This is a genomic window from Niallia sp. FSL W8-1348 (assembly GCF_038006745.1).
Lineage (GTDB): Bacteria > Bacillota > Bacilli > Bacillales > Cytobacillaceae > Niallia > Niallia alba.
This window is the reverse complement of sequence record NZ_JBBOVV010000001.1, coordinates 3173597-3188122: the sequence shown is the minus strand read 5'-3', so window position 1 is coordinate 3188122 and position 14526 is coordinate 3173597. Positions and strand designations below refer to the sequence as shown.

12 protein-coding genes and 1 pseudogene are annotated in these 14526 nt (G+C 35.9%); 6 read left to right on the top strand and 7 right to left on the bottom strand.

Translation table 11 applies throughout. The features are described from left to right. Positions 1-1116, bottom strand: a complete 1116-nt coding sequence (locus NST60_RS15090) for an IS4 family transposase (RefSeq protein WP_169187985.1) — start codon at positions 1114-1116, stop codon at positions 1-3. Positions 1117-1312: 196 nt separating this feature from the next. Beyond that, the gene (locus NST60_RS15085) at positions 1313-2194 is read right to left on the bottom strand and encodes an AraC family transcriptional regulator (RefSeq protein WP_169189213.1); all 882 of its coding nucleotides are present in this window, start codon (positions 2192-2194) and stop codon (positions 1313-1315) included. 158 nt (positions 2195-2352) lie between these two features. Between NST60_RS15085 and NST60_RS15080 the strand changes: the two genes are divergently transcribed. Continuing rightward, complete coding sequence (locus NST60_RS15080) at positions 2353-3093, top strand: SDR family oxidoreductase (protein WP_341099241.1); 741 nt, start codon at positions 2353-2355, stop codon at positions 3091-3093. A gap of 87 nt (positions 3094-3180) precedes the next feature. On the opposite strand, the gene NST60_RS15075 is transcribed toward NST60_RS15080, so the two are convergent. Together NST60_RS15075 and NST60_RS15070 are read right to left on the bottom strand one after the other, a co-directional pair. Beyond that, positions 3181-4638 carry a DHA2 family efflux MFS transporter permease subunit gene (locus tag NST60_RS15075; RefSeq protein ID WP_016202080.1) on the bottom strand — a complete coding sequence of 486 codons (1458 nt, stop codon included), beginning with the start codon at positions 4636-4638 and terminating at the stop codon, positions 3181-3183. A gap of 31 nt (positions 4639-4669) precedes the next feature. Then, a complete protein-coding gene (locus NST60_RS15070) occupies positions 4670-5245 on the bottom strand; it encodes a TetR/AcrR family transcriptional regulator (protein WP_016202079.1) in 576 nt (191 codons plus the stop codon). Between the two features lie 292 nt (positions 5246-5537). Between NST60_RS15070 and NST60_RS26825 the strand changes: the two are divergent. Continuing rightward, positions 5538-6002 (top strand): annotated as a pseudogene (locus NST60_RS26825) (nitroreductase family protein); the annotation flags it as partial. 331 nt (positions 6003-6333) lie between these two features. On the opposite strand, the gene NST60_RS15055 reads toward NST60_RS26825, so the two are convergent. Then, a complete protein-coding gene (locus NST60_RS15055; protein ID WP_169189214.1) occupies positions 6334-7047 on the bottom strand; it encodes a GntR family transcriptional regulator in 714 nt (237 codons plus the stop codon). Positions 7048-7176: 129 nt separating this feature from the next. Next, the gene (locus NST60_RS15050; protein WP_212118500.1) at positions 7177-8376 is read right to left on the bottom strand and encodes an enolase C-terminal domain-like protein; all 1200 of its coding nucleotides are present in this window, start codon (positions 8374-8376) and stop codon (positions 7177-7179) included. Between the two features lie 301 nt (positions 8377-8677). Between NST60_RS15050 and NST60_RS15045 the strand changes: the two genes are divergently transcribed. Further along, entirely contained in the window at positions 8678-10066 is a 1389-nt protein-coding gene (locus tag NST60_RS15045) for a PTS transporter subunit EIIC (protein WP_224427423.1), read from the top strand. 60 nt (positions 10067-10126) lie between these two features. On the opposite strand, the gene NST60_RS15040 is transcribed toward NST60_RS15045, so the two are convergent. Continuing rightward, a complete protein-coding gene (locus NST60_RS15040) occupies positions 10127-11146 on the bottom strand; it encodes a LacI family DNA-binding transcriptional regulator (RefSeq protein ID WP_212118496.1) in 1020 nt (339 codons plus the stop codon). Between the two features lie 360 nt (positions 11147-11506). On the opposite strand from NST60_RS15040, the gene NST60_RS15035 reads away from it, so the two are divergent. Genes NST60_RS15035 through NST60_RS15025 form a run of 3 tightly spaced genes read left to right on the top strand, consistent with a single transcriptional unit; the run spans position 11507 to position 14524 of the window. Further along, positions 11507-12829 carry an extracellular solute-binding protein gene (locus NST60_RS15035; RefSeq protein WP_341099231.1) on the top strand — a complete coding sequence of 441 codons (1323 nt, stop codon included), beginning with the start codon at positions 11507-11509 and terminating at the stop codon, positions 12827-12829. Then, entirely contained in the window at positions 12829-13707 is an 879-nt protein-coding gene (locus NST60_RS15030; protein WP_341099230.1) for a carbohydrate ABC transporter permease, read from the top strand. Before NST60_RS15035 ends, NST60_RS15030 begins: the two co-directional genes overlap by 1 nt. Further along, complete coding sequence (locus NST60_RS15025) at positions 13694-14524, top strand: carbohydrate ABC transporter permease (protein ID WP_341099228.1); 831 nt, start codon at positions 13694-13696, stop codon at positions 14522-14524. The genes NST60_RS15030 and NST60_RS15025 overlap by 14 nt, the downstream gene beginning before the upstream one ends. The last annotated feature ends 2 nt before the right edge of the window (positions 14525-14526 follow it).

The window sequence follows — 14526 nt, the reverse complement described above, 5'->3', positions numbered from 1 at the left end:
TTAAGGGATGGCTTTTCCTTCAATCTTTCGAAGCCAAACATTCGCTGGTTTCCACAATGCAGCCCTTAGATAACGGCTAATCTGTAAGGTTTTTCGCTTGCTTCTGGTCTCGATTTGCACGAGAACATGTAGGCAAAAAACAATTAGTGCGATAAATACTTGATTTTGAATCGCCCATTCGCTTTGACCGTAGAACTTTTTGATGCTGAGATGTTGTTTGATCCATTTAAAAAACAGCTCAATTGCCCACCGTGATTTATACATTTCTGAAATTTCTTCGGCGCTTAAATCAAAACGATTTGTAATTAAATGAAGTTCATTTCCTTTTGAGTCCATCACTTTTAGAAGCCGAAAGTAATTTTCAGCACGGTTTTGAGTCGTACCTATCAACACCATTTGGTCTGATAAAACAGCTGTATCCTTGGGTAGCTTAAAATCGTAAACGTTCCGTATGACTGCATTTTTGCGTAGCCGTGAAAGAAAGAAGTAGCCATCATCAGTCATGCGATCAAAGCGCTCGTAGTCTAGATAACCACGGTCAAACACATACATGCATTCCTTGTCATCCACCATGATTTCAAGCTGACCACGGTCATGTTCTTTTGCCGTTGTCATAACGGCCTTTTCAGGATAGGATATACCCTTTTCCATAAACACAAGGCGCAAATGTAACTTTACACCTGCTTTTGTTTTGCGGAATTTAGCCCATTTATGATTGGTCAAATTAAGTGGCAATGTGCTTGAATCAATGATTTTTAACGGCATCACGAGTTTCGTGTAATGCGTTTTGGCATGAATTTGTGACACTAAATCAAGGAAAAGCCTTTGAAATAGATCAGGGTTTATGCCGTTTAACCGCCGTGACAACTGAGAAATACTAATAGAATCAAGGTCTATCCCTTTTTGAAGCTGGTCATCGAAAAGACAATCACCCAGCGCATGCAGACTTTCAATTTCTTGTAGCTGCGCAAAAAGTAGTAATTTTAGAAATGACTCTGTCGTTAATTTTTTCGTATAGTAATCTAATTTCATCGTTTTCACGTTTTCTTCAAATAATTGAAGATTTATAGGTGAAAACCATTGTCCAAATGAAGTTTTTCGTGTAATCTTGTCCATGTGATGGTCCTTTTTTAGTGGATTTGGACGGGTTACCACCTGACTAATCCATTATAAAGGACTTTTTCTTTGCGCAAAATAATAATATTGAACATTTTGAGTATTTTTAATAGTGAATTTAAATTAATGCAACACTAGTGATATAATATAACAAAAGAAAACCTGCAATTTACAATCCAAATATTCAGATCTCCCATTATTTCAAATTATCTTGTATTTTTCTCACATCACTTTTAGGCGGCAATCCAAACATTCTACTGTATTCTCTACTAAACTGTGATGGACTTTCATAGCCAACCTGAAAAGCTGCTTCTGCAGCTTCTAATCCTTCTGATAACATTTGCCTTCGTGCTTCCTGTAGACGGACCATTTTTTGAAACTGTAAGGGAGACATACCGGTAATCGACTTAAAATAATGATGAAAAGATGAAAGGCTCATATTCACAGATTTAGCTAATTCCTCTACGCGAAGTGGTTTAGCATATGCATGATTGATTATTTGAATAACCTCTTTTATTGCTTGTGCATGGCTCCCTAAAATAGCAAATTGCTTGATTTGATCTCCATCCTCATTTTGTAAAATTCGATATAAAATTTCCTTTTGATATAAAGGTGCAAGAACAGGAATATCTTTTGGTGAGTCCAGCAGCTTTAATAGCCTTACTAATGCATCTGTCATATCTGAGGTAGTTTTATTTACTAGCATCGCCCTTCTAGGAGGATAGGAATCTGCTTCCTTTTGATTGGCAACAGCTTCTAAAATCTGCTCTGTTGTAAATCCAAGTCTTATGCATAAGTACGGTTTTTCTTCGTCCGCTTCTGTAATTTTCCCGCGAATCGGCAGATGGACAGAGGTGACAAGATATTGACTGGAGTCATAATGAAATAGTTCCTCGCCTAACATCACTAATTTGGAACCTTGCACAATGAAACATACAGAAGGCTCTATAATAGAATGCAGTGGTTCTGTTAAGGTAGATGCTCGAATAATGTTTAAATGGTTTATCTCGGTTTCATGAGTACCATCTATTTTTATGTGCTTTTCTATTAATCTCGTTAACTCCCTTTTAGTGTCCAAGATATCCCCCCTTTATTTTTTTATTCATTTTACATCTTATTTGGAGAATTAGGCAAAGATTATACATGAATCTTCTATCTCCCTTTCTTCTGGCTTCCTTATAATAACCATACATCATCCTTAAAAGGATGAAAAATTATACATATTGGAGGGTAATGATGAGTAATTTACAAGACAAAGTAGCTATTATTACTGGTGCTTCTAGAGGAATTGGCACAACGATTGCAGAAGAGCTTGCACAATTAGGTGCTAAAGTGATCATTAACTACGCAAATAGTTCAGATAAGGCAAAAGAAGTTGTTACAAACATTGTAAATAATGGTGGGAAAGCAATTGCCATCCAAGCAGATGTGAGCAAAATTAAAGAGCTAGAACGTTTATTTGCAGAGACACTTCAACACTATGGAAAAATAGACATTCTTGTAAATAATGCAGGAATTATGCACACCATTCCGTTAAATGATGTAACAGAAGAAGAATTTGATTTGCATTTCTCCATCAATGTTAAAGGAACGTATTTTGCATGTCAGCAGGCGCTCAAATATATGGAGCAGAATGGGAAAATCATTAATTTTTCTACATCAGTGGCAGGGATGATGTTCCCTGGATACAGTCTATACACTGCCACAAAAGGCGCTGTGGAACAGATTACTAGACAGTTGGCAAAGGAATTTGGACCAAAGGGCATTACTATAAATACAATCTCACCTGGCCCTACAAACACAGAATTATTTATGAATGGCAAAAGTCCAGAACAATTAGAAAATCTAAAAAGGCTTAATGCCTTTGGACGCTTTGGAGAAACCGATGATATATCGAAAGTTGTTGCCTTTCTAGCAAGTGATGACGCCCGTTGGATTACAGGACAAACGATTCGCGTAAATGGTGGAATGGTTTAATCAAAAGAAAAACGATTGAAAGAGTGGATAACATCAAGAAGTGTTATCCACTCTTTCAATCGTTTTTTCGTTCTGAAATTTACTTTATTAATGAGATGGATGATCCACTTTCACACGTTTAATAAAGAAAGATAGAACAAAACCAATTATTGCGACAATAATTGCGAAGCTAAATGATTTTTGTACGCCCGCTGTAAAGGCAAGCAATGGATTTAACGGATTGGTTAAATCTGTCGCATTGCTCAAATAATTGCTAGTACCTGAAGCTAATAAAGAAATTGCAATTGCTGTTCCGATTGCACCACCAACCTGTTGCAATGTATTCATAATTGCAGTTCCATGTGGATACAATTCTGGCGGCAGCTGGTTTAACCCATTTGTTTGTGCCGGCATCATTACCATCGATACACCAATCATCAGAACAATTAGAAGACCAATAATAAAGCCTGATGATGTATCAATATCAATGGTGGAGAATCCGAATAATGCAAGAGTTGCTAACGCAAGACCAGGAATAACTAGCCATTTAGGTCCAAATTTATCAAAAAGGCTTCCCATAATAGGTGATAGAAATCCATTTATTAATCCACCAGGCAGAAGCAATAATCCTGCTGTAAATGTACTTAATGCGAGAACGTTTTGTAAATACAGTGGCAATAGGATCATTGACGAAAGCATTACCATCATAATCATAATAACGAGCACTAATCCCAACACAAACATCGGGTATTTAAACGCACTTAAATTCATCATTGGCTGTTCCATTTTTACTTGACGGATAGAGAAGATGATTAGTGACACAAGACCAATTGCGATTGAGATAATTACAACCGGGTTTCCCCAACCTCCACCTTCTCCAGCATTACTGAACCCATAAACAATTCCGCCAAATCCAATGGTTGATAGAATTATCGATAAGATATCAATTTTAGGCTTCGTTGGTGTCGTTACATTTTGCATAAATACACTTCCAAAAACAAGCGCAAAAACTAATAATGGGAGTGATACCCAGAAAATCCAATGCCATGTAAGAGAGCGAAGAATTAAACCAGAAATAGTTGGCCCTACTGCCGGCGCAAAACTAATTACTAGCCCCATCATTCCCATTACTTTTCCACGATTATGCGGCGGAATTAATACAAGAATTGTGTTAAACATCAGCGGTAATAAGAGTGCTGTGCCGACTGCCTGGACAATACGAGCAATCATTAAAATAGTAAAGGTTGGCGCAATTGCCCCTATTAGTGTTCCTGAAATCGAAAAGATTAACGAAGTAATAAATAACTGCCTTGTTGTAAACCATTGCAGAATAAGTCCAGAAACAGGAACCAATATACCAAGTGTTAATAGAAACCCAGTTGTTAACCATTGTACGGTTGTTTCCTTTATAGCAAAATCAGTAATAATTGTATTTAATGCCATATTCAGTGCCGTTTCACTAAATAATCCAACAAAACCCGCTATTAAAAAAGATGCGATAATAGGAAGTGTCTTAAACTCACTTTTTCCGATTGCATCGCCTTTAGCGGAAATATCCATTGTCATATTCATTTTCCTCCTTTAATATCCATAGAAATTACTGTTTTAACAGCACTGCTATTTGATTTGAAATGCAGCGAAGCGGGTTACTGCTCTTGTTTGTTAGAGCTAACATACATCCACCTTCTATCATTGCATTTAACGTTATACCTAACTCTTGTGCTAGCTCTTTTTTAAAGCCAAATTCTTCTAATCGATTCGTATAAAGAGCTTGCCAGTCTGTAAAAGTAGCATCACATGCTACTCGCAGCGTTTCATGTGTTAACGCTGTTTCAGAAGCAATCAAACTAATTTGCAAACCTTCAAGTGCACTACAGCCCATTTGATCAAATTCATTTGCGATAGAGTTCACATGTTGCTGAAAAGCAGACACAGGGGTATCGCCATCATTTAAGTCTTCTCTCATTTTCTCCACTACTAGTTCCCTCATTCGCTTAATTGCTTCTAAAGCAATTTCTTCTTTCCCATTCGGAAAATGATAATATAAGGAGCCTTTAGGAGCGCCACTCTCTTCAATAATTTGATTAAGTCCAGTAGCGTGAAATCCTTGTAGCTGAAATAATTTAGTTGCAGTAGTTAGAATTGCTTCTCTTTTATTGTTGGATTTCTTCATTAGAATCATCTCTTCTTAATAAAATTATAACAACTGGTCTACATAATATTAATGACATCAATGAGAAGTGTCAAGAAATTAATTGTGATTTTTTCTTATAAACAGACAATATTTACGTATTTTTTAAAGTAAGCATTTACATTTACAATTCTTATAAAGCGAAACTCCATCAGTGGGGTTTTTCCTCATCCCCACTGATGGTTAGTTGACCAATCGGACCTTTATCTCCCACCTATCTTTCTCGTATTCTCATAAGTTTGAGGCGGGAGTCTTACTCCGTTAAGAGTGGGGTAAAATAAAACATTCATCTTGGGGAGCCCATACAAAAATTCCTGTGGCAAGCCATTTTGTGATTTTATTGGCTGGAACAAAATTGGATACAGCCTATGATTCTGCCTATTTAAAAGATCAATTCACAAATGTATCAAAGCTTCCTGCTGAAGTTATTCCCAAAATGATGGAACGCATAGAAGCATTCCAAAAAGATGACTTCCGTTTATTGGACAACGACCGTGCATTATTCGACTGGGCTTCCAAACAAACCTATCTTGCTCTTGGTAATATGATGACAGATGCTTCCCAAATCGGCATTGATTCTTGTCCAATTGAAGGATAAATGAATCAGCTTCTAAAGGAAGAAGGACTTTTAGAGGATGGGCATTTAGGCATTTCCGTTATGGTAGCATTCGGCTATCGTGCCAAAGAACCTTATCCGAAAACACGTAGAGCATTTGATGATGTGGTAAAGTGGGTATAGGATTGTTCGTTTTATTAATACCGATGAAAAGATTTTTAGAAGCTTACATTGAATTTTCATGCGTTGCTTGGAGTGGAAGGGGTGAGACTCCTGTGGGATTAGCGAGACAGCTTAGACCCTGCAGGCTGTAAGCAGACCGCGGCTAAGCGCGAGCCCCACGGAAAGCGAACCCCTGGAGCGGAAAGCAACATCCCTATTCAAAGGGACTAATAAATATACTGTAGACAAACCTTTACATCTAAAATTCAGAGGATTGTCTACAGTCTGAAGTGACGTTTTTATATACGTCACTTCTTATTTATTCTTTAGGGAAATCTAATTACTGCCTCTTTTAATTCTTTCGATACTGATGACTATATGGATTAAACGGAGTGAAATAAGAAACAGAATAATCCAAGTTTATCATCTCACTATATTCAAATACTGTGCCATTTTGTAGGATTCCTCTATTAAAAATTTTCATAGCCGCGACACCTTTTTTGCAATTCAGCAGCTCAGCATCTTCTTTACTTACATTGATTGCACTATAGGTAGTAATGAAATGAGAGATTTGATAGCCACATTGCTGTACATATTCATGAACGGAGTTTTTCACTTCTTCTTCTTCTAAATCTGGAAAATACGCACACGGAAGTCTTGTTGTTTCTATTTGCATTTTTTGATAATCGACAATTCTAACACGTTTGTATTCCCACACTTTTGTTTTTCTTCCGCTTAAATCAAATATTTTTTCTAATGTATGATCTGCCTCTATTTTTTTAAAATAAATAATTTTTGATTGGATATCTTTAAACTTTCTTTCTGTGAGTGAATTATAAATTAAGGGGCTTTTATATCTTGTTTCATTTACAAATATCCCTGAACCTTGAATGATTTTTACACATCCTATGTTCACAAGCTTTTTTAATGCTTCGCGAATGGTGTATCTTGATACATCATAATGTTTGGCAAGTTCTCTTTCCGTTGGAATCTTTTCCCCTGCTTTATATTTATTTTGATAAATCTTACTTAAAATATCTTCTGCTATAAAATCTCTCTTTTTCATATTATTACCCCTCAAACAGAATAGGTTTAAATCCACATCATCATTCTAGCATACATTTAATTTTTTCTTTTCATTGCTAAAGAAAAGAAAGAGACAGATCTAATAGGAAGACCCCTCTCTTTATAACTACTATGGTGTATGAATTGAACCATTTGGTATTCGCGCTTGAGTCCATTCGTGTTTACGATAGATAACAGGATACCTTTCAGCCATATCCTCATCAAATTCCACCCCAATACCTACTGTTTCAATAGGATAGATATAACCTTCCAGCACTTCTACTGAATGAGGGAACATTTTCTTTGTCGTTTCATCTGGTTCTTGTATCTCTTGAATCGCTGCATTATGAAGATGAATATTTAGATGAGTATTTACGGCTACCCCTATTGGTGTCATATCGGAAGGTCCATGCCATGCAATCCGTACACCAAAATTTTCGCAAAGTGCCGCTAGTTTAAGTGCTGGTGTAATTCCACCAATCTGCGAAACATGACAGCGTATATAATCAATTTGCCTATTTATGATAAGATTTCTCCATTCCATTGGATTATTAAAAAGTTCTCCAGTGGCAATGGGAGTAGTACATTGTGCTCTTAAATGAGAAAGCCATTCATTTTGATCAGGTGGCAAAATATCCTCTAAGAAATAAAGCTTGTACGGTTCCAATTCTTTTGCAAGTTGAAGTGCCTGATTAGGAAATAGCCTCTCATGAACATCATGCAAAAAGTGAATAGAATAGCCATATTTTTCGCGTAGTGCTTTAAACATCGTAATAACATCTTTCATATAGATATCTGGATCAAAATACTCACCTTCACTTAAATGATTGGTCAAATGCATTTTTTGGTTTTTCCCACCATATTTCCCCAACTGACAACGAATATGACGGTAACCTTTTTTTATTAAGGCATCTACATTGGCAAAAAGTTCATCTAGTGTTAAGCCGTCTGCATGTGTATATGCCGCAATTGCATTTTTTGATTTCCCACCTAGAAGTTGGTAAAGTGGCATATTAGCAATCTTTGCCTTTATATCCCATAAGGCCATATCAATACCAGCAATAGCGTTATTCATTACCGGACCATTTCGCCAATATGAATTGACCATCATCATTTGCCATAAATCTTCAATATGATTTGCATCCTTATTTAGTAGTAGTGGTTTTAAATATTCGTCAAGAATGGATTGAACAGCTAAAGGTCGCTGTTGAAAAGTCGCACATCCATATCCAAAAATTCCTTTATTCGTTTCCACTTTAACTATAACTAAATTATGCCTATGTGGATTGGTTACAAAAGATTTGATATCTGTTATTATTGTCGGTTCCAATGGTGAATCTCCTTCTCTCTTTGCTTCTTCTTGTCAAATCAAAGCGAATCAATAATTAAATTTAAACATAGGAAAAATACACCGTCAATTTGGTTAGGCAAGATATAATATAGAGTTAATTTACCATACCAATTTTACAATTAAACCGCATTAATCCCTTATTTTATAAGGATTCATTCATCAATTTGGTTTTTTTAACCGTTTTCAAAAAATAAAAAGCTGTGCTATTATTTCCTTGTCAAATCAAAGTGCAATTATAAGTTTTCCGCATTTATTTAAAATGAAAGGATGCTATTAAACTATGAGGGAAAAAGAAACGATTTCAAAAATTATAGAATATGTTGGCGGCAAAAATAATATCAAAAAAGTTTGGCATTGTATGACTCGTTTACGCTTCGATTTACATGACCAATCTCTAATAAAAAGAGAGCAAATAAAAGAACTTGATGGAGTTATCGGAGAACAATTACAAAGTGATCAGTACCAAATCATCATTGGTACCCATGTCCAAAAATTTTATACAGCAATCATTGATGAATTAGGAATAGATGAGGATAAGCAAGAAACACAAGAAAGCGAGAAGAAAAAAGGGGTTTTCGGAAGATTACTAGATGTTGTTTCAGGCGTTTTTGGACCAATCGTTCCGGCCATTGCTGGCGCTGGTATGATTAAAGGGATATTAGCTGGACTAATTGCATTAAATATTCTTTCAAAGGAAAGTGAAACAGTCACTATTTTGGATTTAATTGCAAGCGGTGTCTTTTACTTTCTCCCATTCTTTTTAGCAGCATCAGCAGCAAAAATATTTAAAACAAATCAATACCTTGCAATCGCGATAGCTGGAGGACTGATGTACCCAACCTTATTGGATGCAGCTAAATTAGGGGAAATTAGTCAGTTCCATTTGATCGGGCTACCGATTCCTGTTATTAATTATTCTGGTACCGTTATTCCTGTTATCCTTTCTGTTTGGGCGTTGAGCCATATTCACAAGTGGGTAGACCGATTTATGCCAAATGTTTTACGAACGGTATTTACACCAACGTTAGCTTTGTTTATTGCTATTCCTTTTTCTTTAATTGTCACAGGTCCATTAGGCGGTTATGTTGGAAAAGCATTAGCTTATATTATTGAACTATTATTTGATATCTCACCTATAGTAGCTGGTGTCGTTATGGGTGGAGCAAGACCAATTGAAATCGTATTCGGAGTGCATCATGCTATCACACCAATCGCACTGCAGAATTTCGCAGATAAAGGCTACGATATGTTAATGCCAATGATGTTTATGACAAATATGGCAATCGCCGGTGCAACCTTTGCCATGTTCTTTAAAGCAAAGAATAAGATGGAAAAATCAATTATTATATCTGCAACTATTTCGGCCTTACTTGGTATTACAGAACCTGCTTTATTCGGTGTGCTAATTAAAAATAAAAAAGCATTTATTGCATGCACAATCGGAAGTGCCATTGCTGCAACCTTCTTTGCTGCTACTGGTGTAAGAATATACGGCTATATCCTTTCCAGTATCGTAAGCTTAGTTGCTTATGTTGGACCTTACTTCCCTTATGCCATTGCTGGAATTATTATCGCCATTGGATCATCTTTCTTGATTGCTTACTTTACGATTAAAAAGAATGGTTCTAGTGAATTAAATGATCGTGTTTCTAATGCTGAGAAGATTTAATTTCAACTACTAGAAAAAGCTGTCTCTAAAAGAGAGACGGCTTTTTCATTAAAAATACTGTCATCCCATAAACTTACTTGTAGATTCCCTAATAAGTAAGTTTGTTGGCAATAAAATTTCTTGAAATGGCTCCTCTTTATTTTCAATTCTCCAGCATAATTGCTCTACTGCCTTTTTCCCAAAATAGTTTAAATCAATATCCATTGTAGTTATTTGCGGCGTTGACATTTGAGATAACTGTCCATTATCAAAGCTGCAAACTGATGCTTGTTCAGGGACCCTTATTTCTTTTTGCTGTAACAAGGCGGTTATAAGAAAGCCATGTCCATCATTTACACAAAACCATGCAGATGGTTGAGCATCTAAAGAATCTATTAAAACTCTTAACTCCTCTTGATTTTCCTTAGCACTAGTAAACATCCACTCTTTGCTAGGTACGATATTATACTTTTTCAACGCTAATAAATAGCCCTCCATCCTCTCTTGATAACTAGGAGAGATATCTATATCTCCAACAAAGGCAATATTTGAATGTCCTAGTTGTATCAAGTGTTCTACAGCAATAAATGCTCCAAAGCGGTTATTCGTTAAGATACAATCAGCTTGTAAATGCGGTGAATGATGATCAATTAAAACAGTTGGAATTCCAGTGTCAATGACCTTTGAAATATATTCAGTGCTAAGATGCGATAAAATTAAGATTCCATCAATTTCATGATTATTTAATACCGATGGTAGAATTAATTGATCAATGGATTCTCTATCTATAGATTCAATAAATAAACTCATTTCACGGGTTCTTAGTTCTTTTTCAATACTTAAATAGATTTCTCCAAAAAAGCTTTTTAGAGAAAAAGCATAATCAGATGCAATTAGAGCAATATTCTTAGGTATTTCTTTCGCTATTTGTTGTTGTTTTCGATTGTTAAAATAAGAATATCCTAACTGATCAGCTACATCTTTCACAAGTCTTCTAGTTTCTTCACTAACTCCTGGCTTTCCAGACAGGGCTTGCGAAACAGAATTTTTCGATATGTTTAATCGATCAGCAATATCCTGCATTGTTATTTTTTTATCCATAATAAAATAAGACTCCTTTAAATTTAAATTCTTTTACAAACAGAAACATTACAGTAATTCAATTGTAACGTTACAACAACAAAAACTCAATAACCCCTTTAAATATAAAGAAATAAATAATTTATTATCTATAATAGGATATTGAAAAATATGTTTGACATCGAAAGAACAAGATGTAATAATTACCTTGTAACGTTATTAACACATTATTATCTAATTACAAAACGTTTTGTAATTAGAATAGGAGGCTTGCTAAATTATTTTCACCATAGCTATCTAAAAGTATATATTTTTTAACCACATAATGATAGCGCTGTCAAAAAATAAGAAAAGCCATTCAATTTTTTGGGAGGAATTAAGATGAAAAAGAAAAAACTAGTGTCCGTTTTATTCACAGCTTCCCTGTTAGTTTCCGGTCTATCCGCCTGCTCTACAGGTAATACTGGAACAAATGATAGCACTTCAAACGGGATAACAACTATCGAATTCTGGGCTGCACCAAACCCTACACAACAAGTGTATTGGAAAGAAATTGCTGAAGAATTCACAAAAGAAAATCCTGATATTAAGGTGAATGTGAGCCCGATGAAAGAAAGTCCAACATCTGAAGCTAGCATTCAATCAGCCATCGCTGGTGGTAGTGCACCTACAATGTCAGAAAATATTAACCGTGGATTTGCTGCCCAGCTTTCTGAAAGTAAAGCATTAGTCCCTTTGAATGAGTTAGAAGGTTGGAATGATATTATCGAGACTCGAAATATGGCTAACACAATGAATGGCTGGGAATTTGCAGATGGTAATCAATATGTACTTCCCATATACTCTAATGCCATGTTATTCGGGTGGAGATTGGATATTTTAAAAGAGCTTGGCTACAACCAAGCGCCAAAAACATACAGTGAAGTATTAGATATTGCAAAGAAATTAAAAGTTAAATTTCCTGATAAATATGTCTGGGCTAAAGCAGATCTTGCTGATCCTACTGCTTGGAAACGATGGTTTGACTTCTTTATGCTTTATAACGCGGCATCAGACGGTAATAAATTCGTTGAAGGAACAACATTTACAGGTGATGCCCAAGCTGGTGAAAAAGTTCTCGGATTTATGGATGATTTACGTAAAGAAAATGCATTATTAACAAGACAATCTAAAGATCCTTTTGAAAGCGGTTTAGGTATCTTCGTTGACGTTGGTCCTTGGACAATACCTTATTGGGAAGAAAAATTCCCAGACCTTAAGTTTAATGAAAATTATACTTTAGCTTTACCTCCAGTCCCAGATGGAACAGAAACTGAGAATGTAAAAACATTTGCTGACACAAAAGGTTTAGTTGTATATGCTTCAGCTACAGAAGAACAAAAAGCCGCAGCAGCAAAATTCATTAAATGGATTTACTCTAACCCTGAAAATGATTTGAAATGGCTTGAGGAGACAAACTTACCTCCTGCTCGTGATGATTTAGCAACAAACGATACATTTAAAACGTTCTTTGACAACAATCCAGCTTTACAGCCTTATGCTGCTTCCGTTCCAAATGCTATTCCACCAATGGATAACTCAAAATATAACGATATTCAAACATCTATTGGCCAATATGCTTTCAATCCAGTTGTAAAAGGTGAAAAAGATCCAAAAACTGCTTGGAAGGATATGCAAGAGGCTATTGAGGGGGCTCTTAAATAATGAGCACAAAACAGGGGAGAATGGGCTGGCTTTTTGCCAGTCCCTATCTTTTATACGGTATTGTTTTTTTCCTAATCCCATTGGTTTGGTCCTTGTTTTTATCCGTAACCGATTGGAACTTAATCGCACCTACCTTTAGTTTTGTTGGAATTGAAAACTATGTAGAGGCTGTTAAGAGCCCGGGAGTTCAAAGTGCATTTTTCGTTACCTTTAAGTTTATGGCGGTGTTTGTACCTTTAGTAGTTGCCTCATCTATAATCATCGCTTTAATAGTACAGGGATTACCTAGATTTAAAGGAATATTCTTAATTGGATTTTTCCTTCCTTATCTTGCGTCAGGTGTTGTTTCTTCCCTGATTGTAAAAGGACTTTTGTCTTATAACAGTCCTGTTAATGAATTTTTACGAAATTCACTCGGCTTGGATATCGACTGGCTTGGAACGCCATTTGGTGCTCTCTTTGTTGTTGCCATGATAATCGCCTGGAAATTCACCGGATATTATGCACTGATTTTAACTTCTGGTTTTGAAAGTATTAACAAGGAAGTTTATGAAGCTGCAACTATTGATGGTGTTACTAAATGGCAACGTTTTTGGAAAATTACATTCCCACTTCTTTACCCAGCTTTATATACCGTATTGATTTTATCGATCGGCGTTACTTTTGGTATCTTTACCGAAGTGTATCAATTAACAGGTGGGGGGCCAAATTTCGCGACAAACACATGGCAAATGGAGATCTTCACAAGAGCTTTCTCCAATTTACAAGCAGGATATGCATCAGCAATTGCCATCATTGCGTCTGTTGTAACATTTATCGCCATCTTTCTCATTCGAAAAATTTTAGAAACGTGGGGGAAACGAAATGGTTGGGACTAAGAAAGGTACCTTATGGATTCGATATCTCATTGCTATAGCACTCTTATTAATAATGGTTTTTCCATATATTTATATGGTGTTAAACTCTTTTGCGGATTGGGATCAAGTAGATAAAAAGCTTATTCCATCTCATTTTACCTTAAAATCCTATGAATGGCTTTTAGGCGGTGGAGAAGCTGTTATTCCAAGACCTTGGCTATCAGCCTTTTTTAACAGCTTTATTGTTTCAGCTGGTTCAACTTTCTTAATGATGGTGACAGCTATTATGGTTGCTTACGCATTAGCAAAGATTCCTTTTAAAGGAAGAAACACCATTAATAACTTTATTTTATTTCAAATGTTTTTTCCGGCAATCATTCTATTAATCCCAACATTCCTTGTAATTCAGCGAATCGGGATGTACGACTCCTATTGGGGAATGATTCTACCAAAAGCTATGAGTTTATGGGCTGTCTTTATGTATACAAACTTTTTTAGAGCCATTCCAGAAACCTTTATTGAAGCTGCTAAATTAGATGGTGCAAGCGATTTGCAAATCATGTTTAAAATCGTTATGCCCATGTCGAAATCTATTACAACAGTTATCTTCTTATTTTTATTTATGGAAAGATGGACAGAGCTCCTCTGGGATATGCTGGTTGTAAAAAGCGACAATATGCTTACACTGAACGTCCTACTATCACAAATGTTCGGCCCATACGGTGGATATCCTGGCCCAATGTATGCAGCGTCTGTGTTACTAACAATGCCAATCATTATCATTTTCTTGATATTTGCAAAGAAATTCCAAGAAGGAATGCAGTTCACGCTTAAATAAGG